Here is a 24,973-nt window from a genome sequence, read left to right as displayed (position 1 = left end):
ACCGATTATATGATCAATTCCCATGCAATTGAGGCCTAAAACCAAGTAAACCTTAAAAAAATTAAATTTTGATGTTTACTCAAAAGATTGGTATTCCCATATTCATAGGAATTACGCTTTAACTTTAAAGTACTATGAAATGGATCGTGACTTTCGCCTTGTTATTGGCTTTTTATGGAGCCTTGGGACAAAAGACGGAGAAACAATTGATGGACACCATTGATTTTGTAACTCAGGAAATTCAAACCCTAACCAACAGTGATTATGCTTATAAAGCCTACCGCCTGAACTATGATAATTGTAACCTTGAGATTGAACAAGCTCCTCAGGGAGATAGCACGAAATGGGATTTGTTTGCTTTCTGGTTTGTAGATATTGACGAAACTAAAATGAAGGTTCTCGAGCAGCCCAATGGTGAGTGGGGTTTGATCCTGAATACAATATCAGAAGAATGGAAGATTAAGTATGTATCTGAGACTGATTCCGGAAGGCGTAATTTCATTATTATGCTTTCCGATGATAGGGAACAACTCATAGCTTTGGGGCAGGCGATTTACTTTGCCATAAAAAAGTGTAAATCGATGGATCGGGTGGGTGACTATTAAATTCCTATGAATAATCTGATTTTAATCCATGGTGCTTTAGGCAACTCAGACCAGATGTCGCCTTTGAAAGAAATGCTAGAGAAGGATTTTAATGTGCATCTGCTGGAGTTAGAGGGGCATGGTGCCAGTTCGTCAAATGAGAAAGCATTCGCTATCGATGATTTTGTAAGCCAATTGGATGATTGCATCGATACTGTGGGAAATGCACACATTTTCGGGTACAGCATGGGTGGATTCATCACGCTGCTTTCAGCCGCATCAGGAAATCAAAACATTCAATCCATCACCACCTTGGGGACTAAAATGAAATGGAGCCCGGAAATTGCCGAGCAAGAGGTTAAGCAGCTAAACCCTGAGAAAATCAAAGAGAAGGTGCCTGCATTCGCGCGGGCATTGGAGAAGAAGCATGGAGTTCACTGGGAGAATGTATTGAATCGCACCGCTGCTTTTATGAAAACCCTTGGTGATGAAGCACCGATTACAAAAAAGCGAATGAGTCAAATCAATATCCCTGTTCAGTTGTGTCTTTCGGATCAGGATCAAATGGTATCTAAGGAAGAGAGCGAAGAGGTAAATGCGTTACTCATGAATAGCCGATTACATATTATCCCAGAGAGTAAGCACCCTATTGAACAAACAAACCTGACCGCTCTTGCCGAGAAAGTCAGGTTTTTTATACAGTCAGTGAGTTGATATTTAAATTGAAAATCAATTTATTCAACCCCAGCCCTAAAGGGTGTAAATTGATTTTCGCATGCCCCTTTAGGGATTCAGGGTTAAAAGGCGAATTTGGAGCATTATTTGTCTTTAAACTTCTGAATGAAATTTCGGGTGAACTCTGAAAGCACCAGCTTCCCACTCATTTCAGCTCGTTGAGCTAAAAGTTCATCCCAGTGCTCAGTTCCTTCCCAGAAGACCTTCTTTAGTTCAGCCATGGCTTCCGGATTGTATGCAGCCAGCTTTTCTGCCAGCTGATTCACAGCTTTATCCAGGGCTGCAGCGTCATCATATAGTTTACCAAAAAGCCCTTTTTGATGTGCCCATTTTGGATCATAAAACTCATCCGGATTCATGGCCATTTGGGACATGGCCGAAAGTCCTACTTTTCGTTCAATCGCAGGCCCTACAACAAATGGCCCGATTCCGAGCGCAAGCTCGCTCAACTTGATTGCTGAATGCTTGGATGCAAAGCAGTAATCTACAGATGCAGCCAGACCAATTCCTCCTCCAACGGCTTTTCCTTGAAGACGCCCAATGATAAATTTTGGGCATTTACGCATTGCGTTAATCACATTGGCAAAGCCCATGAAAAACTTCTTCCCATTTTCCGGACTGTCAACAGCCATTAGTTCATCAAAGCTGGCCCCAGCGCAGAAGGTACGGTTGCCACCGCTTTTCAGGATGATCACTTTGATTTCAGGATCATTCCCAGCTTCGGTGATAGTGTCCGCCAGCTTTTTCAGGATGTCTCCCGGTAGAGAGTTGCTCTGTTCGGTAAAGAATTCAACGGTACCGATTCCGTTGTTTATATCAAGTTTCACGTAGTTGCTCATGGAGCAAAAATAGGTATCCGAGATTATAAAAAAAGCCCTCCATAAAATGAAGAGCCTTTTTCGAAATAGTTCACCAGCTATTGGTCAGATGTAAAGGTGACAACTAAAGCTGTCAGTTTTAAGAGGTGAAATACCTGTTTGGTAAAACAGGTATAATTACTGTTAAAAATTCTTTTCCAATCTTAACTGGACTTGGTCATGCTAAAAGGAAGTAATACAGACTCATTACCATTTCCTTCATAGTGCACCCAATCTCCAATTCCTTGTCCATTTCTATGTCTTCCAAAATAGACATTATTAATATTTGGATTCGCGCTGGATTTGGGCATCTGGAAGACAAATGTGCCATCGGAAAGTTCTGCATAGTACGCCGTATCACTTTGATTATTTGGGAAAAGAATAGTCAGTGTTCCGTCTGATTTAAATTCCCAGGTCTGAGTTCCGCCTTCCTGAACGGTAGCTGACCATTTTGTATTTGCTAAAGTGCTCATTTTAATAGTATTTAATTTTTTTCTCCTACTCTTGAGGCTTTTCGGAATCCGCCCCCGTGTTATTTAGGTGATCACCGGCAACACCACTCTGATATCAGTGATGTAAAATTTATAAAAGCGTTATAAGTAAAAAAGAGGTAAAGTATTGGTTTGAAAAGAATGGGTATTTCTACCTGATTTTAAGATTTAGAAATCAATGGGGTATAAAAAAGAAAGCCCCCCAAGAATGGAGAGCTTTTCCCAACCAGCATCACTTCGGATATCCGAAGAGTCGAGATTACCATAATTAAACCATTATGAAAGAGTATAAAAAGAATTGCCTAAATCAGGTTTCCCCCATGCTCAAAGTCGATCGTTTGCCCTTCAAGACAAGCGAAATAGTAAGTTGCTCCGTCCCTTTGTATTTGCGCTCCAAACTGCTTGGTATTTCCAAGACATGGATCGCCACCCATGTAAGTGTTTGTAATGGTGACGACTCCTTTATTCTGAATTATCAGATTCTGGAGCGTAGTTTTTACATCCATTGCTTTTCCGCTATTAGATATACCATGCTTTAAAGCGCCGTATACAGCAAATTCAACCTTAATTTCTGACATAACCTTATCGTTTTCTGTTTCCTACTCATGAGGCTTTTCGGATACCGCCATCGATTAAAACCTGAATCGATGATGTAAAATTGTTTATTTCATTCCAATGCTACCAGAGGATTATTTTCTGTTTTCGAAAACAGGTAGAAATACCCGTTTTTAATTTTTTTCCCGGATACAAATATCTATTTCACAAGTAAGTGTATATGATATATGGTCGGATCGTATTAGACTTGTTTAAAAACCTAACTATTATGAAAAATTTCTCAATTACAATGCTTGCGGTACTAATGTTTTCATGCCAGCAGCAAACCTCTGATCAGCCTGAAGAAAGTAGTTACGAAATTCAGGACACACAACCTTCGATGTATGCAGTCTCCTATCAGGTCGCTGAAAACAATATCAATTATTATGATAGTATAACTAGAAAATACCTTAAAACAGATCCAATCAAGGCTTTTACCGTTCGTTCTGTTGACTTAATCGAAGCAATAGGTCTACCGATTAGTGATGATGCAAAGACTAAATACAAGCACGTCAGAATCTATCTTGGATTAGATAGCGCAACGAACCAATTTAAGATGTACTTAACCCCGGTGAAAGGTGCCAAGCTTAGTGCTGGTATTGCAGGGAAAGATGTTATCCTGGACGGACCGTATGAAGGCATTCCAAATAGTAATGGGGAAGTTTCAGAAAGTGACGGCCAGTATATGATGGATTTCACTAAGCCTTGTCCAACTACTTGCCCTGAAGAATAGGACTGAGGATGGAGAAAGTGGTTAATCTTATTCTTGAATTTGCCTCGATCCCAGTGCTTGGATGTGCGATATATGCAGGATGGGTATATAAAAGGTTAAGTAAAGAGCTAAGAATAATTGCTTGGTTTATTCTATTATCAGGAGCTATCGAATTGAGTTCGACGCTACTTTGGTATGCTAAGATCAATAATTTCCCGCTACTACATTTATATGTATTGGCGGGATTTTTAATTCTTTTACTTTTCTATAAGGCCATTCTACGAGGATTTATAAGTCGTAAGGTATTTATCAGCATTGGAGTCTCTTTTACGATTTATTCTATTATAAACTCTGTGTTTATTCAAACAGTCTATTCTTTCAATTCACATGCTTTGGTCGTACAAGCAGTTTTGGTAATCATCCTATCTTTATCTACTTATATTTTGCTGTTGAATGATATTGTAAGAAAGCAGCGCTTGGAATTGATTTCGAGTTTAAACTGGATTAATTCCGGACTGTTTATCTACTATACGTCTAGTCTTTTGATTTTTTATTTTGGAGATTTTCTTACAAAGAATTTCTCTGCAACGATTAATCAATATACTTGGGCTTTTCACACTTTATTTTCAACCGTTATGTATATCTGCTTCTTTATCGGCCTATGGAAACGACCCAGGAAATTGACTTCTTAAATATTCTATGGCCACTGGTTTTAGTGGTTTTCATCATTACTATCAGTGTTTTCTTATTAAATCAACATTTTCAAAGAAATCTTATCCGTCAACGACTTCAACAGGAGGAGTTGAAAAATCAACACCAGAAAGAGTTGCTGAAGTCAAGCATTGATGTACAGGAAACTGAACGCAGGCGCATTGCCAGAAACCTGCATGATGAGCTTGGGGGAACGCTCGCTATTGCCAGGATGAATTTGGTTCGGTTAGAAAAAACAGATGACAAAGGAATACAGGAATTGATGTCATCGATTAAAAATATTCGATCCATCACAGAGTCGGCACTGACCTCCGTGAGAGAAATAAGCCATCGGTTAATGCCTCCGCAACTGGAATCCTTTGGTCTTTCAAAGGCACTTGAAGAGTTGGCAAGTCGAACCAGCGATGCAGGACAAGTAGAAGTAAGGCTAAACATTTCAGAAGAAATTACAAGAATGCCAGCGGATATAGAAGTTGGTCTTTATCGGGTGTGTATGGAATTGCTTCATAATACAATTAAACATGCAAATGCAAAAAATGCCGATATACATTTGAAGCAGTCGGATCGGAATCAGATCACATTATCATATACAGATAATGGGGTAGGACTGAATAATGACATAACTCCCGGGCTGGGTTTGAAAAGTGTAGAGGCTCGTATAAATGCTGTTGGAGGAACATTAACTTTTCCTAAAGGAAAGGGATTTAATGCGTTTATTTCTATTCCACTTGAAGAAGAAAACTAATGCAAAAAAAAATACATATTGGGCTGGTTGAAGATCAGCATCTTTTCAGGGAAGGACTTAAATCTTTACTTTCTTCATGGGAAGATTTTGAAGTGGTCATGGAATCTGAGGATGGTTTTTCCGTGATGGATAAACTAGATAAGAGTTCGCCAAAACCGGATGTTTTATTGCTTGACTTATCGTTACCTCAAAAAGATGGGGAAGACTTTGATGGAATAGCCGTTACTGATGCTGTACTAGAGATCTATCCGGACATCAAAATATTGATCCTTTCAGTGCATAATGATGATGGATTCATAGCGGAACTTATTGAAAGAGGAGCGCATGGCTACTTAGTCAAGGATTCTGATCCGGATGAGGTGCGTGAGGCCATTTTGTCCGTTTATTCAAAAGGTTCTTATATAAATCAAAGAGCCTTGCTAGCCATTCAGAAGCGTATGAATCATCGAGGGAAAAAGCCTTCCTTTCATAAGGGGGGTGAGATTCCTTTAACAAAAAGAGAAGTGGAGGTGCTTCAGTTGGTATGTCAGCAAATGACAACAGGTGAGATTGCGGAAAAACTCTTTATAAGTATGAAGACAGTAGATGGTCATCGTAACAACCTTTTACAAAAAACACATTCCAGAAATGTAGCTGGTTTGGTATTGTATGCGTTGAAAAACAACCTGATTGAGGTTGGCTAAATCTACTTTCGTTCAATCATGGTTTTAAAGGAGCCATCTTTAATTTGTATCGTTGATGTACCTCCCATTTTAATCACATCATCACATTCAAAAACTCCTGAAAGCATATCACCATTTTGTGTTAAAATCAATATGCATGGATTTGAAGTTTCTTGATTGAAATAGACCTTAGAATCATCATGCCACCAGATATCCCAACCACTTTTGGAGCAAGGTCTTTTTTGAGGATCAATTGGGGCATACTTGGCTGAGCCGGAATAGTCACAAATATCAATGTCGATATGTGATCCATGTTCGCCATTCGCATTTTGACTAGCAGCCAGTCGAATCCACATTTCATTATTCTCAAAAAGCTGACTGAAAATCAGATTGTCATTTGAGTTGAAGCTGGTGACTTCATCATATCCATCGCCAACAAGGTGAAAGCTGGCAGTGCTTTCAAAGTTTGAAAGACCTGATTTTCCGGAATCATCCTGTCCACAGGCGAAAAGAAGAAATAAGAAAATGAAATAAACTGGATGGATCATCAGGCATGGTTTACTTCTAAGTTAATTATCAGCCCAGAGATATCGAATTTGATGGCTATATTTGACATATATGGATATAGTTATTAATTATGAATGTAAGCTTTACAGAAAGACAGGAAAAATACATCAGGGAGCAAATTGCATCCGGACACTTTCAGAATGCCAGCGAAGTGGTGAGGGACGCACTAAGGCTTCATGAAACCTTACGTGAAAAGATGCTTGATGACCTGAGAAAAGAGATCAACAAAGCGTGGGACGCACCTCCTAGTAGCAGATCTGCTGAGCAAATCTTAGCTGACAACAAGGCAAAGTATGGGATTAAATGAGGGATATATTTTATCCGAACCTGCAGAAAATGATCTTGATGATATATTCTTCTATTCCCTACAGTATGGTGATAAGCCAGCAGTTGACTATCAGGAAAAATTGATCTCTACTTTTAAGAGATTGGGTAAGTATCCAAATTCTGGGATTACCAGGGATGACATAAGAAAGGGCCTTCGTCAAACAATTTCAGAAAAACACGCAATTTTCTATAGAATTAGAGATGGGTACGTATTCATACTTCGTATTCTTCACCATTCAAGGGATGTGGAGAGGTACTTTTAGTTTTTCATCAAAAAAAATGATGCGAGTCCAGATAATCTTAAAAACGAAGATGCCGGATCAAGTCCGGCATGACGTTCTAGCAGAGTGAATCTTTCAAAGCGACAAAATCTTCAAATCAACCAATTACCCCTGATCCCGCTTCTTAATCATCGTTAAAATAGTTGCAATCGCCACAGTCTCTCCGGTCTCGTCATACACGTCAACCAAAAACTTCACAATGCCTTTTGCGATATCGTCTTTCTTTTCCTGATCTACTTTCTCCTTAACAGTACAGCGCACGCCAATGGTCATGCCCGGATAAACCGGTTTAGTGAACCGACATTCTTCCAATCCGTAATTCAAAAGAACCGGACCTTTCTTGGCCTGAACGAAAAGACCTGCTGCAGCGGATAAGATAAAATATCCATGTGCCACACGTCCTTCGAAAGTTGTTCCCTCCAGTGAAGTCACATCTGTATGAGCATAGAAGTGATCCCAGCTTACATTGGCAAATGTGACAATGTCACCCTCGGTAATGGTGCGCTTAGCAGTAATGACCGTATCACCAATCTCGAGATCTTCGAAGTGCTTGGAGAATGGATGCTTTTCTGTGTCTTTGTATTCACCACCGTACTGATACTGTTGTGTGATTTCAGTTAAGGTAGTAGGTGATCCCTGGATAGCTGTGCGTTGCAGGTAGTGCATCACCCCTCGCTTGCCGCCCATCTCTTCACCTCCTCCGGCTCTTCCGGGTCCTCCATGTACCAGTTGTGGCATGGGTGATCCATGACCGGTAGACTCTTTGGCGCACGCTTCATTCAATACTAAAATTCGGCCATGATGTGTAGCTGCTCCAACTACATATTCTCGGGCGATTTTATCATTTGCTGTTGTAATGGACGAACAAAGCGATCCTTTTCCTTTCTTCGAAATGGCTATCGCCTCATCCATGTTTTTATATGGAAGAATCGTACTGATCGGACCGAAAGCTTCAATGTTGTGGACTTCTTCAGTATTCAATGGGTTCTGATTCACAAAAAGCATCGGTGAAATGAAGGCTCCTTTGTTCCAGTCGGCACCCATAGCCTCTCCTTTATTGTCTAGTGAGCCATAAACCAGATCAGACGTTTTGGCAAGTTCGGCTACTCGCTTCGTTACTTCATCTAATTGCTCCCTTCCTGCAAGCGCCCCCATTCGCACACCTTCCACACTTGGGTCGCCAATGGTTGTTTTTTCAAATGCTTTACCCAAAGCAATCTGCACATCTTCTACCAGTTTTTCAGGAACAATGATCCTTCTTACTGCCGTACATTTCTGTCCACATTTTACCGTGATCTCTTTTCTAACTTCCTTGATAAATAAGTCGAATTCAGGAGTGCCCGGAACTGCATCTTCTCCAAGTACAGCACAGTTCAGTGAGTCTGCTTCCAAATTGAAAGGAACGGAGTTTTCTACAATTTGAGGAAGGGTTTTAAGTTTCTTGCCTGTCTCAAAAGATCCGGTGAATGTCACCACATCGTTCATGTCCACATGATCCAGGATTCCATTTCCATATCCTGCAACCAACTGTAATGCACCTTCAGGTAAAATGCCTGAGTCAATGATGTTCTTTACCATCACTTCAGTCAGGTAGCAGGTTTGTTCAGCAGGTTTGATGATGCATGGCATCCCTGCCAGCCAGTTGACGGCAGCCTTTTCCAACATTCCCCAGATTGGGAAGTTGAATGCATTGATATGGACGGCAACACCTTCTTTTGGTACCATGATGTGATGGCCTACAAAACTTCCCTCCTTCGAAAGTGGAACTGTCTGTCCATCCACGTGATACGGAAGGTCTGGGAATTGCCTTCTCAGACTGGCGTTAGAAAACACATTGCCAATCCCACCTTCGATATCAATCCAGCTATCCAGGCGAGTAGCGCCTGTTGCTTTACTAACCTCATAAAACTTTTCTTTTTCATCCATCAGGTGGAAGGCCAATGCCTTGAGCATCAATCCACGCTCCTGAAAGGTCATTTTTCGCAATGCCGGATTCCCTACATTTCTCGCATGATCGTAGGCATCCTTGAAATCAATGCCCTCGATGGTATGTGATGCCACGGGATCACCGGTGATTGCATGATGAAGGACTTCACCATCGCCAGCTCCTTCCATCCATTGCCCTGCGATATAGTGTTTTATTTTAGGTATTGCCATGATCTGTTTTTCTCTTTTACGCCTTAGGCAAATCTATCAACTAACAGTTATTCGCCTGAAACTTTTCTTTAATATTCAAAATATACGCACTACTTGTTCTGAATTTCGCCTTGCGGCCCTTCACATAAGCAAATGTTAAAATGGCTTCATTGCTCATTTCTCAGTATATTTCCAATACCAATCACCACTTCACCTGGTATGAAACTTTTCAAAGAACTCAATCGCCGGAATGTCATTAAGGCGGCCATCACCTATCTGGTAGTAGCATGGCTAATCTTGCAGGTGATTTCGATTGTGTTCCCCATGTTTAATATTGGCACAGGTGTAATGCGCTATTTTTTCATTGCCCTGGCTATTGGATTCCCTGTATGGGTCATTTTCGCTTACCTCTATGAGTGGACACCAACGGGTTTTAAGAAAACCAAAGAGGTGGCGCCTGAAGTTTCGGTTCATAAACAAACGGGAAAGCGATTAAACGGAATGATCATCGGGGGGTTGGTAGTAGTGGTTTTGCTACTCATCTCAGATCGTATTTTCAACTTTACCGGTATTTCAGACATTCCTGACCCGGATAAGTCTATAGCGGTTCTGCCATTTGAAAACATGAGTGGAGATGAAGATGCCTACTTTGCATCAGGTGTCACGGAAGATATCCTGACACATATTTCCAAAATTGGCGATTTGCGAGTGCTTTCAAGGTTTACACTTAAGGACTATGACACAAAAGGAAAATCTGTAGAAGAGATTGGAAAGGAACTGGGCGTGGGCTATTTACTTACGGGTAGTATCCGAAAAGCTGGAGAGAACCTGCGTATCTCCTGCCAGCTCGTTCAGGTAAATCCGGAGGAGCAGACCTGGGCGGAGAACTTTGACAAGCGAATGGAAGATGTCTTTGCCATTCAAAACGAAGTAGCCACTGAGGTCGCAAAATACCTGAGAGCACAGCTCACGAAAGAAGAGGAAAAGCAATTGAGCAGGAAGCCAACAGAAAGTCTCGAGGCATACAATCTTTATTTGAGAGGACTAAGTCGCTTTCAGCAGGAAAAGCCGGAAGAAAATGAATTAGCAATCAAACTATTCAAACAAGCATTGGCAATAGATCCGGGTTTCACGAGCGCCAGGGTGTACCTTTTAGGCGCCTATTCAAAGTCGATTTCACAGTATGGCCTGAGATCATACACCCTATATGATTCATTGCTATTGGCTGCAGAACGACTGGTGAATGATGATCCCGAATCACCGGAAGCTTTAAGTGTTTTATCGTATAACTACCTGATTAAAGGAGATTATAAAAAAGCGATTGATCTAAGCGAAAAAGCCATTCGACTAAATCCCAATGATTCCAAATCCATTAATACTTTAGGACTGTTGCTCAGAAATCAGGGAAAAATTGATCAGGCCATTCCTTTGTTTAAAAAAGTGAAAGAGCTAAACCCATTGCGCTTGCAAGTGTTCAATTATAATCTTGGGACCTGTTATGAACTATTAGGTATGTATGACATGGCAAATACCTACTTTAATTCGACAATAGAATTATCACCTAATGACCTCATTAACATTGACCGGCTGGCTCATATTTCGCTAGTGACAAATCAGTACGATCAAACGGAAAAGTATATAGATCAATTGTTGACAGAAGGAAGTCTCAAGGCACTTGATATGGCATGTGAATTTTCTTTAAATGCCAAATTACCATTAGGGAAAGTCAAGATGGTCCTTAATAAATTGGTTGATCATCCAAAATATAGTTACCTGGACAATTATCGAGGGACAATGGCACTGGCTTATGCCCTGAAAAAAGAGAATAAATTAGATTCCATGAATCGAGTTTTAGATCGTTTTTATGAGGTGTTTTCAACTAAATGGGGACTGGATCATGAAGATGGTGATGTGCTGATACCGTATGCGCAAATAGCAGCATTAAGGGAAGATAAAGATGAAGCCTTAGGATGGGTTCAGAAAATGGCAGATTCGGGTAGTCTTTGGACCCACGAACTAATGAAGGCAGATGTCATTCTGGAAGAAGTGAGAGCAGATCCACGCTATGATCAAATAATGGAACCTATAACGAGGAAAAGAGATCGTTTGCGCATGAGCGTGAGTGCGCAAGACGACCATATAAAATTGTAATAAAGGTATTTAACTAAATAGTCCGTGTAGTTCGGTATCTATTTTGAAAACGATATCCGAAAAATCTTCCGGGTTTTTCACAAAATCAAGGTCAGTGACATTGATAATCAGCAGTTTGCCTGCATCATAATTAGCGATCCAGTTTTCATAGTGTTCATTTAGTCCTTTCAGGTACTCAATCCGAATCAGATTTTCATAATCCCTGCCGCGTGTCTCAATATTTTTTACCAGCTTGCTTATGTCAGATTTAAGGTAAATGAGCAAATCGGGTGGTTTCACAAACTCGATCATGGAATCGAAAAGTGCACGGTAGTTATTATAATCTCGCTCCTTGAAAAATCCTTGCTTATACAGACTTTCTGCAAAAATGTAAGCATCCTCATAAATCGTGCGATCCTGAATGATTGTTTTATCCCCGCCTCGCAGTTTGTTGATCTGCTCGAACCGACTATTCAAGAAATAGACTTGCAGGTGGAATGCCCATTTGTGCATATCGCCATAAAAATCTTCGAGGTACGGATTGTCTTCTACCGATTCAAATTCAGCCTGCCATCCATAGTGTTTGGCCAGCATTTCTGTGAGTGTAGTCTTTCCTGCGCCGATGTTTCCCGAAACGGCGATGTGCATGTTTTTATCAGTCATTCGAACAGAATTGGTCGGTTATTTTTTGGATTCGTTCCAGGTTTTGTAGGCTGCAGATGCGATTGGCCTATTAGGTTCGACAGACCGCAAAGGTTCGCATTCTTTTAATGTTTCAAAACACTCTTGGGGTAATTGTTGATAAAGTTTGGTTCCTTCCGTTTTCCAGGCAATCATCTCATCACTGACCTCTTTTATTTTCTTAGCCGGGTTGCCCACAATCAGGCTCCTTTTCTCAAAAACTGAATCAGCTTTTATGAAGGATAAAGCTCCGACGATAGATTCATCACCAATCTCGGAATTGTCCATAATTACTGCATTCATTCCCACAAGTACATTTTTACCAATGTTCGCTCCATGCACAATCGCCCCATGACCAATATGGGCACTTTCTTTTAATGTGATGGTGATTCCCGGAAACATGTGGATGGTGCAGTTTTCCTGCACATTGCAGCCGTCTTCGATCACAATTCGGCCCCAGTCACCTCGTATAGCTGCACCTGGCCCCACATAAACATCCTTCCCTATGATCACATCGCCGGTTACGGCTGCTAAGGGATGTATAAAAGCAGTTGGATGAATGACCGGTTTTAGGGAATTGAATTCGTAAATCATGATTTTGAATTATTACTTTTCGGAACAAATAAGTAAGTTCTTTGTTCCATTTTGGAAAGCATATACAAAAGTCAATAACCAACATCGATTATGAAAAGAATACTACTAAGTTTTTGTTCAATCATTTTTTTTGTGTCGCAATTATCTGCGCAGTTTAATCTGGAGCTCGGTTTTAGCTTTAACTCCCCTACATCAGGTTTTTCAGATGTTTATGAGATAGGAGCGGGGGCGTACCTCGAGCCCGGGTATGCACTCAATGATAACCTGAACCTTGGGTTGCAGATAGGGGCCAATGGCTTTGCCGGCAGTGATATAGGATCTACTTCGGGTAAAGTAGATGCTACAGTTGTTGTTCCCGTTTTAGCAAAAGGAACCTATTCTTTTCTTGATAGCAGGGTGAGCCCTTATCTAGGATTTGGAACTGGTATGTACTTTGCGAAAGTGGCAACATTTTCAGAATCAGCACTAGGAGGTAGTGAGCGAAGCGAGGAGAATATTTCTGAATTTGGGATTGCCCCCAGTTTTGGAGTTAATATAGGAAGAACCAACTTGGGTGTAGCTTATCACTCAGCTGGTGATATTACATTTCTACAATTCATTTTGGGGGTCAAGATTATTGATTAAGAGCGAATGAAATATTTAATCGTAAAGCCTTTGTAGATCTCTATAAAGGCTTTTTTAGTGGAGATTATTGAGGGTGAATAAGTTTCAAAAAGACTTACCTCAAAAGTCACCACTATGAAAAACATCACGTTCACGCTATTATTTTCTCTTTTTTTAAGTTGTTCATTATATGGTCAATTAAATGTACGTGGGTTTCAGCCACACCCACGACAGGCATTTCATTTGGAAGGAGGTGTAGGAGGTGTTATTTCTGATGGGCGTTTTGGAGGTGCATATTCTATCGAACCTCAGTATACATTTGCAAACAACATTTCCATTGGCTTTGAATTCAATCATAAAAACTTCCAGTTAGGAGACTCAAATGAACCGCATAAGGTGAATTCATTTTCACCCTCGTTTCAAGTAAGAAGTAAAGAGCGACCATTTGCTTCTTATATCGGTGGAAGGTTCGGATACTACCGAATCTACGATATAGATGACACAGACCCACCTTCATTTGGAACCATAGGTGCCGCATTTAATTGCGGCATTTATGCCTGGGTTGTCAATTTAGGAATGGAAGTTTCGGTATATAGACCCTACGGAGGTGCTATGTTTTTATATCTTAAGCTCCAGTTTTAATTATGCTCTTTCTAAAATTACAGCATACCCCTGGCCTACTCCAATACACATGGTGCAAAGCGCATATTTCTTTCCTGATTTTTGAAGCTGAAATGCTGCTGAATGAGTAATTCGTGCCCCTGTCATTCCAAGTGGGTGACCGATGGCAATTGCCCCACCATTTGGATTGATTCGCTCATCATCATCAGCCAAACCTAAAGAACGTGTGCAAGCAAGTGACTGAGCAGCAAAGGCTTCATTCAATTCAATGATATCCATTTGATCAAGCGAAAGTCCTGCCTTTGCTAAAGCTTTTTTGGAAGCTTCAACAGGGCCTATCCCCATGATTCTTGGCTCTACACCAACAACACCTGAAGATACGATTCGTGCAAGAGGCTTTAGATTATGATTCTTAACCCCATCTTCAGAAGCAACCAATACTGCTGCAGCCCCGTCATTAAGTCCGGAAGAATTTCCGGCCGTAACTGATCCATCTTTTTTGAAAGCAGCTCTTAGCTTCCCTAAGATTTCCATCGAGGTTGCTGGCTTAACGAATTCATCTTTATCAAAAATGATTGGGTCAGCTTTTCGCCGTGGAATTTCGACTGCAACAATTTCTTCTCCAAGTCTTCCGTTTTTCTGTGCTTCGGTCGCTTTCATTTGCGAGCGGTAAGCAAACGCATCCTGATCTTCCCGACTGATTTTGTGAATCTCAACAAGGTTTTCAGCAGTATTACCCATCCCGTCAGTGCCATAGAGCTCTTCCATTTTAGGATTTATGAATCTCCACCCAAAGCTTGAATCATACATCTTGGCATCTGTCCCAAAAGGTTTAGCTGATTTGGAGATTACCCAGGGCCCTCTTGTCATATTTTCAACGCCTCCTGAAATAAACAAATCACCATCTCCGGTTTTTATGGCTCTGTTGGCATGGATGATAGCAGACATCCCGGAAGCGCATAACCTATTCACTGTTTCGCCTGGTACTGAAAATGGCAAACCCGCAAGCAAAAGTGACATACGAGCAACATTTCGATTGTCTTCACCCGCCTGATTGGCACACCCCATGATCACCTCATCAATAGTGGCAGGGTCTAGATTTGAGTTTCTGTTCATTAATTCTTTTAGAACCAGAGCTCCTAAATCATCCGTGCGTATAGCGCCCAGTGTTCCGCCAAAATTTCCAATCGGCGTACGTATGCCGTCTATAATGTATGCTTCCTTCATTGCTTGTGGGTTATGTTCGTTTCGCAAATATTCAGCCTTCTGGCTTACCTACCAATTAACCTGATTACTAATTAAGAAATTCCTTTGCCACCCATCTTTGATACTTTAATTTTGCCGGAATTTGTTTTAACCTGATTAACTCACAGGAAATACATTCATCCATGCCTAAAAACCCAAACATCAAGTCAGTCTTAATTATCGGAAGCGGTCCCATCATCATAGGTCAGGCCTGTGAATTTGATTACTCTGGATCTCAAGCGTCTAAATCCCTAAGGGAAGAAGGAATTGAGGTAACGTTGATCAATTCAAATCCGGCTACTATTATGACAGACCCGGTCACAGCCGATAATGTGTATTTGAAGCCATTGACCAAGCAGTCAATAAGAGAGATTTTAGAAGCACATCCGCAAATAGATGCTGTTCTTCCGACCATGGGAGGGCAGACAGCTCTGAATTTGGCAATTGATTGTGATAAAGCGGGTATTTGGGAAAAGTATAATGTGGAAATGATCGGTGTAAATATCGATGCAATTGAAACCACCGAAGACCGGGAGAAATTTCGCCATAAGATGATCGAATTGGGTGTTGGTGTTTGTAGGGGTGAAACTGCCACATCATTTCTGAAAGGAAAAGAAATAGCACAAGAGATAGGCTTCCCCTTGGTAATCAGGCCTTCCTATACCTTGGGTGGTTATGGTGGAGGTTTTGTAAACACTGCTGAAGAGTTTGATTATGCATTGAATGCAGGACTACAAGCTTCACCAATTCATGAGGTACTTGTGGAGCAAAGTATTTTGGGTTGGAAAGAATATGAATTAGAGTTATTAAGAGATAACAAGGGCAACATCATTATCATCTGTTCGATTGAGAACTTTGATCCAATGGGTGTGCACACGGGCGACTCCATTACGGTAGCGCCAGCGATGACACTTTCGGATACCGTATATCAGAAAATGCGTGATCTGGCTAAGAGAATGATGAATGGAATCGGGCATTTTGCCGGAGGGTGCAATGTTCAGTTTTCTGTTAACCCTGACTCTGAAGACATAATCGGAATCGAGATCAATCCTCGTGTTTCCAGATCGTCAGCCTTAGCATCAAAAGCAACAGGTTACCCAATAGCGAAGATTGCGGCTAAGCTAGCCATCGGTTACAACCTGGATGAGCTTAAAAATCAAATCACGAAGACAACTTCAGCATTCTTTGAGCCTGCAATTGATTACACCATTGTAAAAGTGCCAAGATGGAACTTTGACAAGTTCAAAGGGTCAGACCGTAAGCTAGGCCTTCAAATGAAGTCCGTAGGAGAGGCGATGGGAATCGGCAGAAACTTCCAGGAAGCTCTCCAAAAGGCCTGTCAATCGTTAGAGATCAAGCGAAACGGATTGGGTGCTGATGGACGAGAGCTAAAAGATCAGGAGGCCATTCTTCATAGCCTTGAGAATCCAAGCTGGAATCGGTTATTCCACATTTACGATGCATTTAAGCTCGGTATACCATTCAAAACCATTCACAAGCTCACGAAAATTGATCCGTGGTTTTTAAATCAGATTGAAGAACTGATCACACTGGAAAAGGAAATAGGAAAATACTCTGTTGAAGATATTCCCAAGCCGCTGGTAATGGAAGCCAAGCAAAAAGGATATGCCGATAGGCAAGTAGCTCATTTGCTTGGTTGTCTGGAAAGTGAAGTATATAAAAAGCGAAATGATCTGGGCATTAAACGAGTGTACAAGTTGGTAGACACGTGTGCAGCAGAGTTTGAGGCACAGACTCCTTATTATTATTCAACTTTTGAAGAGGAGAATGAGTCGATTGTTTCTGATAAGAAAAAGATCATTGTCCTTGGGTCTGGACCCAATCGAATTGGTCAGGGAATAGAATTTGACTACTCCTGTGTGCATGGTGTGCTTGCCGCGAAAGAATGTGGCTATGAAACCATCATGATCAACTGTAATCCGGAAACCGTTTCTACCGATTTTGATGTTGCAGATAAGCTTTATTTTGAGCCGGTATTCTGGGAGCACATATATGACATTATACTCCATGAAAAACCTGAAGGAGTAATCGTGCAGCTAGGAGGCCAGACAGCTTTGAAGCTAGCAGAAAAGCTGGAGCGATATGGAATCAAGATTTTAGGTACCAGCTTCGAAGCGCTTGATTTGGCGGAGGCAAGAGGAAGGTTTTCGGACTTGCTTAAGGAAAATGACATTCCGTATCCACTCTATGGGACTATTGAAAATGCAGAGGAGGCTGTTGAGCTTTCTAAAAAATTAGGCTTTCCATTACTCGTACGACCAAGTTATGTACTAGGGGGGCAGAGCATGAAAATTGTAATCAATGAAACGGAGCTTGAGCAACATGTGGTAGAAATTCTTAAGGACAAACCTGATGGTGAAATCTTATTGGATCACTTTTTGGAAGGTGCCATTGAAGCAGAGGCAGATGCCATTTGCGACGGAGAAAATGTCTACATCATTGGCATCATGCAGCATATAGAGCCTGCAGGAATACACTCGGGTGATTCATATGCGGTATTACCACCATATAACCTTGGGGATTTGGTCATTCGTCAGATTGAAGATTACACCAAGAAAATTGCGATTGCGTTGGAGACGGTTGGGTTGATAAACATTCAGTTTGCAATAAAAGATGATAAAGTGTATATCATTGAAGCGAACCCAAGAGCGTCTCGTACGGTACCGTTCATTTGCAAAGCATACCGAGAACCGTATGTAAACTATGCGACGAAAGTTATGCTTCGAGAAAAGAAAGTGACTGACTTTGATTTTAAACCTTATAAAAAAGGATATGCAATTAAAGAGCCGGTCTTCTCGTTCCATAAATTCCCGAATGTAAACAAGGAGCTAGGTCCCGAAATGAAGTCAACAGGGGAGGCGATTTACTTTATCGACGACCTGATGGATGATTATTTCATGGAAATCTATGCAGAACGAAACTTGTATCTAAGTCGATAGGTTTATATAAATATGTTGAAGATTATAATCATACTGATCCTGATTGGGTATGTGTTTTACAAGGTCACCTCATTCCTTTTTAATGGTTTGTTCAGTGGCTTTACCAGGCACCAGCAATTTGGTGGAAGCGAGCATACCACCAACAGAAGTTACTCGCGAAAAGCACCAGGGAGTAATCTGAACATTGACACCAATCCGCAAACCCGATCTAAAAATGACAAAGGGTATCACGGGGGAGAGTATGTGGATTACGAGGAGGTGAAGTGATTAACCTTGTGGAGGTTTTAAAGTAAACTTAAAAGTTGTGCCGCTCCCATCTTTACTCTCAACTGACATTCTTCCTCCGTTTTTCTCTACGAATTCTTTACAAATAATCAGACCAAGTCCGGTACCGTCTTTGTCGGTGATTGAGTCTTTCTTAAATATGTTTTCCAATTGGCTGCCTGTCATCCCCTTTCCATTGTCAATTACTGAGACCTCCAAAAGTTGATCAACGAGTTTTGTCTTAATTGAAATGTTCCCTTTAGGCTTGGTAAACTTTATTGCGTTAGAAATGAGATTTCTGATAACAGAAAATAACATTTTATAATCAGCGTACACTTCGACATCAGCGGGAACCTCATTTTTAACATTCAACATTTTAGCATCGATTGCTCCCTGAAATAGCTCAGTTGTTTCATCAACAATGGACTTTAGCTTGATTTTCTCGGGGTTAAATCGAAGATTTCCTGATTCAGTAATAGACCATTCAAGTAGATTTTGGAGTAGGTCCAGTAGTTTATTAGAAGTGGTATCCAGTTGAGAAATAAAAAGATCAACCTCATCTTCCGGCATTGATTTGTAATTTTCCTCGAGGGCATGAGCAATGGCTTTAAATGCGCTCAATGGATTTTTAATGTCATGCGCAATCATGGAAAAGAGTTTGTCTTTGGTTTTATTGACAGCCCTTAGCTGATTATTTATCCGAATTCGCTGACGATATAAGTAATAGGTGATTGATCCAATCAGAATAAACAAAACTGCAATAATTCCAAGAAGTAAATTTCGAGTCTGAGCTTGTTCAAGTTCGAGCTCTCTGATTTCCTGGTCTGCACTTAATCGTTCGATCTCATTTTCTTTTTTTTCAGTCTCATATTGTACGCTCAGTTCCGAAATCCGATCGCTTACTTCTTTGCTTCTGATGGAATCATTTACAGCCTCCCGAAGTTCTATCCAGTCATAAGACTTACCGTGATTTCCTTTCGCTGACTCGATTAAGGATTGCATCATGTATGCATTCGGCAACTGTGATTTGAAGTTATATTTCATGGAAACCTCAATCCCCCGATCTACATATTTTTTCGCCAAATTGATTTTTCCTTGCCTAAAATAGATACTTGATAAAGTAATCAGACTGGAAATTTGTGGATCTCTGTCACCAAATTTTTCAGCCAATTCTATAGCCTTTAAAGCGTTTTCTGCTGCTTTATTGAGTTCCCCATTTTCTATTAAAATTTCAGTTGTATTAACATAATTGTAGATGATCTGAGTGGTGTCATTACTTATTAGCAGCATTTCTAATGCCTCCTGATTATACTGATATGCTTTATCAAATTCACCTAGTGCCCGATAGACTATTGCCAGAAGATTGGCAGAATATGAGATGTTTTGGTTATCGTCTAGTTCTTCATAGATGGCTCTGGCTTCCAAAACTTTCACAAGTGCAGCTTCATAATTCTTAAGTTCAAAGTAAACTCCGGAAATATTTGTAAGAATATCTGCATACCATTTCCTATTGGGAACCGCATCAGCATAATCTAATGCACTTAAAAAATTCTCCAAAGACTGTTCCAGGTTTGCTGTTATCCTCGAAAGATTTCCAAGTCCGTTATATGCACTCGAGATATAGGCGCTATCTCCGCTTGCCAAACTGGCTTCCAACGATTTATTAAAATAGTATTTTGAAGAATCTATTTGCCCCAGCATCCCATGGCAGACACCCATCTGATTTGCGGCCATTATTTTACTCTTGTTTGTTGCAGTTTCAGATAAGCGATACGATTGTCTGGCATAGACAATCTTATCATTTGGGTTTTGAAATTGATCTGCGAGGGCAGTCAGTGTCTCAATTTTTGTATTGGGATCATCTGAAGCTGCTATTACTTGTTTTAGGCTATCTACTTTATTTTGTGCAAAAACTGCAATCTTTAATAAGACGAAAAAACTAAGGCTGACAGTAAACTTCATGGTGGTTGACTTCCTCTTGTTGAGTTATCTCTTTCTGATTTTCAGTAATTCAATTTAGCAAAAATGACAGATTGTTTTATTGACGCCTTTACCAATTATCATTTAGCTTTGCTAATTCACTGAGAAAGAATTCGAATGGCGTGGTTTAAGCGACAAGACAAAGGAATACTCACCAAGACAGAAGATAAGAAAGAAGTCCCGGACGGACTTTGGTATAAGACCCCAAGCGGCAGCATTATCCACATGCGAGAGTTGAAAAACAACTCATACGTATGTCCGGATGATGATTATCATGTAAGAATTGGTTCGAAAGAGTATTTCGAAATACTATTTGACAATAATAAGTTCACAGAGCTGGACCCTGATTTATCTTCAGGCGATCCGTTAAAATTTGCTGACACTAAAAAATACCCGGACAGGATCAATGCTACTCAAAAAAAGAGTGGGTTGAAAGATGCGGTGCGAAGCGCTACTGGAAAAATGAATGGAATTGACCTGGTAGTCGCTTGTATGGATTTTTCATTTATTGGTGGGTCTATGGGCTCTGTAGTAGGTGAAAAAATTGCCAGAGCAATAGATTATTCTTTAAAGAATAAGATTCCTTTTCTAATGATCTCTAAGTCCGGAGGTGCTAGAATGATGGAGGCTGGTTTTTCATTAATGCAGATGGCTAAAACGTCTGCTAAGCTTGCATTGCTCTCCGAGGCTAAAATCCCCTACATCTCGCTATTAACAGATCCAACCACTGGTGGGGTCACAGCATCTTATGCCATGCTTGGCGATTTCAATATTGCAGAGCCGGGGGCGCTTATAGGCTTTGCTGGACCAAGAGTGATACGAGAAACGATAGGGAAAGATTTACCCAAAGGATTCCAAAGTGCTGAGTTTGTTTTAGAGCATGGTTTCCTTGATTTCATTGTAGATCGCAGACAATTAAAGTCGCGACTGACTATGTTGCTGAAGATGTTGGATTGATCCAACAATTAGCCATTGAGTGGTGTTTCTACATTGGAATAAAAAAGGTTCAGTTTATCGGTTAATATGGAGGAAGAGATCAACTATATTTGCCGTGATTTTTTAAATAAAAAGGTTTTAGACACATGTCTTCAATTGTCATAACTTCAATCATTGCCTTCACAGTATTAATTCTTCTATTGGTTTTAATCCTGCTATTGGCTCAATCAAAATTAGTTCAGTCAGGGCCAGTAAACATCACTGTAAATGGTGACACTGAGAACCCTATGGTAACTCAGGCCGGTTCAACCTTACTTTCAACGCTTTCTCAAAAGAGCGTTTTCCTTCCTTCGGCTTGCGGTGGCGGTGGTACATGTGCCATGTGTAAGTGTAAGGTGGTAGAAGGAGGTGGCGATGTACTTCCGACTGAGGTAGGTCACCTAACCAGAACTGAGCAGAAAGAAAATGTAAGGCTTGCATGTCAGGTAAAAGTGAAGAACGACATGGAGATCGAAATTCCGGAGGAAATTTTCGGAATTAAGAAATGGGAAGCAACTGTGGTGAGAAACTACAATGTTGCCTCTTTCATTAAAGAATTTGTGGTGGAGATACCAGAGGAAATGGATTACGAAGCTGGAGGTTATATCCAGATTGAAGTGCCAAAATGTGAGGTAGAGTTCAAAGACATGGACATTACGGCTCACCCTGACGAGCATCCCGGAGAGCCTGATAAATTTCAGCTTGAGTGGGATAAGTTTGGTCTATGGGACTTGAAGATGAAGAATGATGAGACTGTAGAAAGAGCCTACTCTATGGCTTCTTACCCTGCAGAAGGTCGAGAGATCATGCTCAACGTGCGTATTGCTACACCACCATGGGATCGAGCGAAGAATGGCTGGATGAATGTGAATCCGGGTATTGCTTCTTCTTACATCTTTGGTCTTAAAAAGGGAGATAAAGTAACAATTTCAGGCCCTTATGGAGAGTTTTTCATCAACCCTTCAGAAGCAGAGATGCTTTATGTAGGAGGGGGTGCTGGTATGGCGCCAATGAGGTCGCACCTATACCACTTGTTTAAGACATTGCAGACCGGAAGAAAGGTGACATATTGGTATGGCGGACGTTCGAAAAGAGAGCTTTTCTATTTGGATCACTTCTATGATCTGGAAAAGAAATTCCCGAACTTCCAGTTTCACATTGTGCTTTCTGAACCACTTGAAGAAGACAACTGGAATGCAAAAGAAAGTATGGAAGATGAAGGAGATGGGTTTACAGGTTTCGTACACCAGGCAGTGATTGATCACTACTTGAGCAAGCACGATCAACCGGAAGAAATTGAATTGTACTTCTGTGGACCTCCATTGATGAACCAGGCGGTGCAAAAAATGGGAGAAGATTTCGGAATTCCTGATGAAAACATCCGATTTGATGATTTTGGTGGGTAACACGAACAGAAATGTCAAAAAAAGGCCTTACAGTAATGTAAGGCCTTTTTTGTTGCCTTATAAGCATTATACTTAGTGTAAATTCAGTATTCTACGGATTTATAATTATCAAATAAATGTGAATTTTGTATAGTATAAAACGCCACACATCATGCTTAAGCTTACACTATTACTCGCTTTTATTTTGATTGGCAGTCCAGTCAAAAATGAAAAGAAAGACGCAACTTCATCAATACCAAGTATTGAGTTTTCAAATCCCGCTATTGAATTTGAAAGTGGACAGCCGGTTTTTACCAAAGAAACGGTTGCTACATTAAATAAGCCTGACTCTGAAGAAGTTAGAATATCAATCAATGACGATGTAGATGTTTCAGTTTCATCAACTCAGATTGAGCTATCTTCATTGATTAACTTGTCAGAAGGAACTTACACCATTTTGGTTCAGGGAAAGAATTATGAAGAAACGTTCGGGTTTACGATAAAGTGATTCAACCCTACAAAGAGATCAAGCCTTGCAGTAATGCAAGGCTTTTTTTGTGCCCATCGCAATGGAAATAATAAAGGCTAAAAAAGTTTTCAATCAAACTTCACCTTAGTTCACCCTTTTGTGAATAGGTTTTTTAGTCAATACCTATCTTAGCTGAATGGATCTAAAGCTTTTCTTCAATCCCGTCGAAATCGACGTAGATAAATCACCTGCTTCATTTCAGTCTTCGATTTATATCAATCGGGACAAAATGCCTGATCATGAGGGTATGGACATTGCCCTAATTGGGCTTAATGAATATAGGGGGCTAGATGAAAAGGCTGATCAAGAGTCTGCGAATAAGGTAAGGAATCAGTTATACAAACTTAAAAAGGGCTATGGTGACTATGGAATAGTTGATTTAGGCAACTTCAGGAATGGACCCACATTAGAAGACACTTACCTTAGACTTAAAGAAGTTTGTGCCTATCTGATGGAAACGAATATTATCCCCGTTCTTTTTGGTGGAAGTCATGATTTGGATCTTGGGCAGTATTATGCCTACGAAAATTCAGAGAAGCTTGTATCTGTTCTTAACATTGATAATCAAATGGATTTTGATGACGAAACAAACGCTTCATTTAACCACATAGGTAGCATATTTAAGCATAGCCCCAATTACCTTTTTAGCTATTATCACCTTGCCTATCAGAGTTATCTGACTCATCAAAAATCTATTGAATTATTAGAGAAGCTTTCATTTGAATCTGTGCGATTGGGTATTGTTAAAGAAAATATAAAAGATATTGAGCCGATAGTACGGGATGCCGATATGCTTTCATTTGATTTATGTGCTTTGCAAGCTTTTTATGCTCCTGGTGCTATAAACTCTAAAGTATATGGACTGACGGGAGAGGAAGCCTGCCAGCTATGTTGGTATGCAGGTCAAAATGAAAAAATGAGTTCGGTAGGTTTATACAATTATGATGCTTCCAAAGATTCAGAGGATCAAAAAACTGCCTTTGTTTTGAGTACGATGATCTGGTATTTTATCGAAGGATATTACCACCGTAAAGGAGATAAAAATTTTAAATCCAATGACTATCTCATGTACGAGGTACATCTTGGAGGCGAACCAGATACCATCAGGTTCTATAAAAGTAAACTATCAGAACGTTGGTGGATGGAAGTGCCCAACCCTGAATCTGAAGGATTATTCAACCGAAATCGGATGATCGCTTGCAATCACAGTGATTATGAGCTAGCAATGAAAGGGGAGATACCGGACAGGTGGATGAACTTTTATAACAAAGTTTAATATCTGGGCGGCATGATGATCCACAAGATGATGTAGACCAAAAGTCCGGGAAAAGCGGCGCTAACAATTGATAAGATAAGATAGGCAACTCTAACCAGCGTAGGATCCCAGCCAAGGTATTCTGCAATACCTGCACAAACACCACCGAGCATTCTGTCATTTGATCTAAAAAGTCGTTTCGTCATTTCCATTCTTTTGTTTGTTTAAAGATGTGATTTTTTCAGGAAATTTTTAAAACTGATCATTCCAATTTTGTCAAAAAAGGTTTTTGGTGCTGGGTTGTCAATTACCGGTATACGCTCATTGGTCGGATCACTCAATAAATCGG

At 40.5% G+C, this 24,973-nt stretch carries 26 protein-coding genes; 16 read left to right on the top strand and 10 right to left on the bottom strand.

Annotation, left to right across the window (positions count from 1 at the left end):
* Positions 1-134: 134 nt before the first annotated feature.
* Positions 135-605 (top strand): hypothetical protein, encoded by a 471-nt coding sequence (locus CHB71_RS13430; RefSeq protein WP_089357432.1) that lies wholly within the window; start codon positions 135-137, stop codon positions 603-605.
* Positions 606-611: 6 nt separating this feature from the next.
* Positions 612-1,298, top strand: a complete 687-nt coding sequence (locus CHB71_RS13425; protein ID WP_089357431.1) for an alpha/beta fold hydrolase — start codon at positions 612-614, stop codon at positions 1,296-1,298.
* 104 nt (positions 1,299-1,402) lie between these two features.
* Here the strand turns inward: CHB71_RS13425 and CHB71_RS13420 are convergent, their stop codons facing one another.
* From CHB71_RS13420 to CHB71_RS13410, 3 genes are all read right to left on the bottom strand, one after another.
* Positions 1,403-2,158, bottom strand: coding sequence for an enoyl-CoA hydratase/isomerase family protein (locus CHB71_RS13420; RefSeq protein WP_089357430.1), 756 nt, complete (start codon positions 2,156-2,158; stop codon positions 1,403-1,405).
* Between the two features lie 182 nt (positions 2,159-2,340).
* Positions 2,341-2,649, bottom strand: coding sequence for a hypothetical protein (locus tag CHB71_RS13415; protein WP_089357429.1), 309 nt, complete (start codon positions 2,647-2,649; stop codon positions 2,341-2,343).
* A 320-nt stretch (positions 2,650-2,969) separates the two neighbouring features.
* Positions 2,970-3,245: a hypothetical protein gene (locus CHB71_RS13410; protein WP_089357428.1), complete on the bottom strand. Its 276-nt coding sequence runs from the start codon at positions 3,243-3,245 to the stop codon at positions 2,970-2,972.
* Positions 3,246-3,490: 245 nt separating this feature from the next.
* Between CHB71_RS13410 and CHB71_RS13405 the strand changes: the two genes are divergently transcribed.
* The 3 genes from CHB71_RS13405 to CHB71_RS13390 all read left to right on the top strand — a co-directional run bounded on the left by CHB71_RS13405 (position 3,491) and on the right by CHB71_RS13390 (position 6,112).
* Positions 3,491-3,994, top strand: coding sequence for a hypothetical protein (locus tag CHB71_RS13405; RefSeq protein WP_144017424.1), 504 nt, complete (start codon positions 3,491-3,493; stop codon positions 3,992-3,994).
* Between the two features lie 640 nt (positions 3,995-4,634).
* Positions 4,635-5,429, top strand: a complete 795-nt coding sequence (locus CHB71_RS13395) for a sensor histidine kinase (protein ID WP_089357425.1) — start codon at positions 4,635-4,637, stop codon at positions 5,427-5,429.
* The gene (locus tag CHB71_RS13390) at positions 5,429-6,112 is read left to right on the top strand and encodes a response regulator transcription factor (protein WP_089357424.1); all 684 of its coding nucleotides are present in this window, start codon (positions 5,429-5,431) and stop codon (positions 6,110-6,112) included. The genes CHB71_RS13395 and CHB71_RS13390 overlap by 1 nt, the downstream gene beginning before the upstream one ends.
* Positions 6,113-6,114: 2 nt before the next feature.
* Here the strand turns inward: CHB71_RS13390 and CHB71_RS13385 are convergent, their stop codons facing one another.
* A complete protein-coding gene (locus CHB71_RS13385) occupies positions 6,115-6,639 on the bottom strand; it encodes a hypothetical protein (RefSeq protein WP_089357423.1) in 525 nt (174 codons plus the stop codon).
* Positions 6,640-6,728: 89 nt separating this feature from the next.
* Here CHB71_RS13385 and CHB71_RS13380 point away from each other — a divergent pair, with 89 nt between their 5' ends.
* Positions 6,729-6,965 (top strand): type II toxin-antitoxin system ParD family antitoxin, encoded by a 237-nt coding sequence (locus CHB71_RS13380; protein ID WP_089357422.1) that lies wholly within the window; start codon positions 6,729-6,731, stop codon positions 6,963-6,965.
* Complete coding sequence (locus CHB71_RS13375) at positions 6,952-7,248, top strand: type II toxin-antitoxin system RelE/ParE family toxin (protein WP_089357421.1); 297 nt, start codon at positions 6,952-6,954, stop codon at positions 7,246-7,248. Before CHB71_RS13380 ends, CHB71_RS13375 begins: the two co-directional genes overlap by 14 nt.
* Before the next feature lie 123 nt (positions 7,249-7,371).
* On the opposite strand, the gene paaZ is transcribed toward CHB71_RS13375, so the two are convergent.
* Positions 7,372-9,423 (bottom strand): phenylacetic acid degradation bifunctional protein PaaZ, encoded by a 2,052-nt coding sequence (gene paaZ / locus CHB71_RS13370; RefSeq protein ID WP_089357420.1) that lies wholly within the window; start codon positions 9,421-9,423, stop codon positions 7,372-7,374.
* A gap of 198 nt (positions 9,424-9,621) precedes the next feature.
* Here paaZ and CHB71_RS13365 point away from each other — a divergent pair, with 198 nt between their 5' ends.
* Positions 9,622-11,553, top strand: coding sequence for a tetratricopeptide repeat protein (locus CHB71_RS13365; protein WP_179213420.1), 1,932 nt, complete (start codon positions 9,622-9,624; stop codon positions 11,551-11,553).
* Positions 11,554-11,562: 9 nt separating this feature from the next.
* Here the strand turns inward: CHB71_RS13365 and CHB71_RS13360 are convergent, their stop codons facing one another.
* Together CHB71_RS13360 and CHB71_RS13355 are read right to left on the bottom strand one after the other, a co-directional pair.
* The gene (locus CHB71_RS13360; RefSeq protein ID WP_089357567.1) at positions 11,563-12,180 is read right to left on the bottom strand and encodes a deoxynucleoside kinase; all 618 of its coding nucleotides are present in this window, start codon (positions 12,178-12,180) and stop codon (positions 11,563-11,565) included.
* Positions 12,181-12,213: 33 nt separating this feature from the next.
* Positions 12,214-12,807: an acyltransferase gene (locus CHB71_RS13355; protein WP_089357418.1), complete on the bottom strand. Its 594-nt coding sequence runs from the start codon at positions 12,805-12,807 to the stop codon at positions 12,214-12,216.
* 90 nt (positions 12,808-12,897) lie between these two features.
* Between CHB71_RS13355 and CHB71_RS13350 the strand changes: the two genes are divergently transcribed.
* Entirely contained in the window at positions 12,898-13,431 is a 534-nt protein-coding gene (locus CHB71_RS13350) for an outer membrane beta-barrel protein (protein WP_089357417.1), read from the top strand.
* Between the two features lie 114 nt (positions 13,432-13,545).
* Positions 13,546-14,052, top strand: coding sequence for a hypothetical protein (locus CHB71_RS13345; RefSeq protein ID WP_089357416.1), 507 nt, complete (start codon positions 13,546-13,548; stop codon positions 14,050-14,052).
* Here CHB71_RS13345 and pcaF read toward each other — a convergent pair whose 3' ends face one another.
* Positions 14,053-15,258: a 3-oxoadipyl-CoA thiolase gene (gene pcaF / locus CHB71_RS13340; RefSeq protein ID WP_089357415.1), complete on the bottom strand. Its 1,206-nt coding sequence runs from the start codon at positions 15,256-15,258 to the stop codon at positions 14,053-14,055. It abuts the gene before it with no gap.
* Positions 15,259-15,419: 161 nt separating this feature from the next.
* Between pcaF and carB the strand changes: the two genes are divergently transcribed.
* Together carB and CHB71_RS13330 are read left to right on the top strand one after the other, a co-directional pair.
* Positions 15,420-18,236 (top strand): carbamoyl-phosphate synthase large subunit, encoded by a 2,817-nt coding sequence (carB, locus tag CHB71_RS13335; RefSeq protein ID WP_089357414.1) that lies wholly within the window; start codon positions 15,420-15,422, stop codon positions 18,234-18,236.
* A 12-nt stretch (positions 18,237-18,248) separates the two neighbouring features.
* Positions 18,249-18,503: a DUF4834 family protein gene (locus tag CHB71_RS13330; RefSeq protein WP_089357413.1), complete on the top strand. Its 255-nt coding sequence runs from the start codon at positions 18,249-18,251 to the stop codon at positions 18,501-18,503.
* Here CHB71_RS13330 and CHB71_RS13325 read toward each other — a convergent pair whose 3' ends face one another.
* Positions 18,504-20,462: an ATP-binding protein gene (locus tag CHB71_RS13325; protein WP_089357412.1), complete on the bottom strand. Its 1,959-nt coding sequence runs from the start codon at positions 20,460-20,462 to the stop codon at positions 18,504-18,506.
* 135 nt (positions 20,463-20,597) lie between these two features.
* On the opposite strand from CHB71_RS13325, the gene accD reads away from it, so the two are divergent.
* The 4 genes from accD (at position 20,598) to CHB71_RS13305 (ending at position 24,645) form a co-directional block, all read left to right on the top strand.
* On the top strand, positions 20,598-21,437 hold the full coding sequence (gene accD, locus CHB71_RS13320; RefSeq protein WP_089357411.1) for an acetyl-CoA carboxylase, carboxyltransferase subunit beta: 840 nt from the start codon (positions 20,598-20,600) through the stop codon (positions 21,435-21,437).
* A gap of 125 nt (positions 21,438-21,562) precedes the next feature.
* Entirely contained in the window at positions 21,563-22,861 is a 1,299-nt protein-coding gene (gene nqrF, locus CHB71_RS13315) for an NADH:ubiquinone reductase (Na(+)-transporting) subunit F (protein WP_089357410.1), read from the top strand.
* Between the two features lie 151 nt (positions 22,862-23,012).
* On the top strand, positions 23,013-23,348 hold the full coding sequence (locus CHB71_RS13310) for a hypothetical protein (protein WP_089357409.1): 336 nt from the start codon (positions 23,013-23,015) through the stop codon (positions 23,346-23,348).
* A gap of 157 nt (positions 23,349-23,505) precedes the next feature.
* Positions 23,506-24,645 carry a formimidoylglutamase gene (locus tag CHB71_RS13305; protein WP_089357408.1) on the top strand — a complete coding sequence of 380 codons (1,140 nt, stop codon included), beginning with the start codon at positions 23,506-23,508 and terminating at the stop codon, positions 24,643-24,645.
* Here the strand turns inward: CHB71_RS13305 and CHB71_RS13300 are convergent.
* On the bottom strand, positions 24,642-24,830 hold the full coding sequence (locus tag CHB71_RS13300) for a PspC domain-containing protein (protein ID WP_221406729.1): 189 nt from the start codon (positions 24,828-24,830) through the stop codon (positions 24,642-24,644). The two genes, CHB71_RS13305 and CHB71_RS13300, sit on opposite strands and share 4 nt — an antisense overlap.
* Between the last annotated feature and the right edge of the window lie 143 nt (positions 24,831-24,973).

The sequence above is a fragment of the Ekhidna lutea genome (genome assembly GCF_900188325.1).
Taxonomy (GTDB): Bacteria; Bacteroidota; Bacteroidia; order Cytophagales; family Cyclobacteriaceae; genus Ekhidna; species Ekhidna lutea.
This window is presented reverse-complemented; position numbering and strand designations above follow the sequence as displayed.

What these genes read in the sequence shown, in the direction of transcription:
- CHB71_RS13430 (WP_089357432.1), top strand. Translation starts at nt 135, where the DNA reads ATGAAATGGATCGTGACTTTCGCCTTGTTATTGGCTTTTTATGGAGCC.
- CHB71_RS13425 (WP_089357431.1), top strand. Translation starts at nt 612, where the DNA reads ATGAATAATCTGATTTTAATCCATGGTGCTTTAGGCAACTCAGACCAG.
- CHB71_RS13420 (WP_089357430.1), bottom strand. Translation starts at nt 2,158, where the DNA reads ATGAGCAACTACGTGAAACTTGATATAAACAACGGAATCGGTACCGTT.
- CHB71_RS13415 (WP_089357429.1), bottom strand. Translation starts at nt 2,649, where the DNA reads ATGAGCACTTTAGCAAATACAAAATGGTCAGCTACCGTTCAGGAAGGC.
- CHB71_RS13410 (WP_089357428.1), bottom strand. Translation starts at nt 3,245, where the DNA reads ATGTCAGAAATTAAGGTTGAATTTGCTGTATACGGCGCTTTAAAGCAT.
- CHB71_RS13405 (WP_144017424.1), top strand. Translation starts at nt 3,491, where the DNA reads ATGAAAAATTTCTCAATTACAATGCTTGCGGTACTAATGTTTTCATGC.
- CHB71_RS13395 (WP_089357425.1), top strand. Translation starts at nt 4,635, where the DNA reads ATGGAAACGACCCAGGAAATTGACTTCTTAAATATTCTATGGCCACTG.
- CHB71_RS13390 (WP_089357424.1), top strand. Translation starts at nt 5,429, where the DNA reads ATGCAAAAAAAAATACATATTGGGCTGGTTGAAGATCAGCATCTTTTC.
- CHB71_RS13385 (WP_089357423.1), bottom strand. Translation starts at nt 6,639, where the DNA reads ATGATCCATCCAGTTTATTTCATTTTCTTATTTCTTCTTTTCGCCTGT.
- CHB71_RS13380 (WP_089357422.1), top strand. Translation starts at nt 6,729, where the DNA reads ATGAATGTAAGCTTTACAGAAAGACAGGAAAAATACATCAGGGAGCAA.
- CHB71_RS13375 (WP_089357421.1), top strand. Translation starts at nt 6,952, where the DNA reads ATGGGATTAAATGAGGGATATATTTTATCCGAACCTGCAGAAAATGAT.
- paaZ (WP_089357420.1), bottom strand. Translation starts at nt 9,423, where the DNA reads ATGGCAATACCTAAAATAAAACACTATATCGCAGGGCAATGGATGGAA.
- CHB71_RS13365 (WP_179213420.1), top strand. Translation starts at nt 9,622, where the DNA reads ATGAAACTTTTCAAAGAACTCAATCGCCGGAATGTCATTAAGGCGGCC.
- CHB71_RS13360 (WP_089357567.1), bottom strand. Translation starts at nt 12,180, where the DNA reads ATGCACATCGCCGTTTCGGGAAACATCGGCGCAGGAAAGACTACACTC.
- CHB71_RS13355 (WP_089357418.1), bottom strand. Translation starts at nt 12,807, where the DNA reads ATGATTTACGAATTCAATTCCCTAAAACCGGTCATTCATCCAACTGCT.
- CHB71_RS13350 (WP_089357417.1), top strand. Translation starts at nt 12,898, where the DNA reads ATGAAAAGAATACTACTAAGTTTTTGTTCAATCATTTTTTTTGTGTCG.
- CHB71_RS13345 (WP_089357416.1), top strand. Translation starts at nt 13,546, where the DNA reads ATGAAAAACATCACGTTCACGCTATTATTTTCTCTTTTTTTAAGTTGT.
- pcaF (WP_089357415.1), bottom strand. Translation starts at nt 15,258, where the DNA reads ATGAAGGAAGCATACATTATAGACGGCATACGTACGCCGATTGGAAAT.
- carB (WP_089357414.1), top strand. Translation starts at nt 15,420, where the DNA reads ATGCCTAAAAACCCAAACATCAAGTCAGTCTTAATTATCGGAAGCGGT.
- CHB71_RS13330 (WP_089357413.1), top strand. Translation starts at nt 18,249, where the DNA reads ATGTTGAAGATTATAATCATACTGATCCTGATTGGGTATGTGTTTTAC.
- CHB71_RS13325 (WP_089357412.1), bottom strand. Translation starts at nt 20,462, where the DNA reads ATGAAGTTTACTGTCAGCCTTAGTTTTTTCGTCTTATTAAAGATTGCA.
- accD (WP_089357411.1), top strand. Translation starts at nt 20,598, where the DNA reads ATGGCGTGGTTTAAGCGACAAGACAAAGGAATACTCACCAAGACAGAA.
- nqrF (WP_089357410.1), top strand. Translation starts at nt 21,563, where the DNA reads ATGTCTTCAATTGTCATAACTTCAATCATTGCCTTCACAGTATTAATT.
- CHB71_RS13310 (WP_089357409.1), top strand. Translation starts at nt 23,013, where the DNA reads ATGCTTAAGCTTACACTATTACTCGCTTTTATTTTGATTGGCAGTCCA.
- CHB71_RS13305 (WP_089357408.1), top strand. Translation starts at nt 23,506, where the DNA reads ATGGATCTAAAGCTTTTCTTCAATCCCGTCGAAATCGACGTAGATAAA.
- CHB71_RS13300 (WP_221406729.1), bottom strand. Translation starts at nt 24,830, where the DNA reads ATGACGAAACGACTTTTTAGATCAAATGACAGAATGCTCGGTGGTGTT.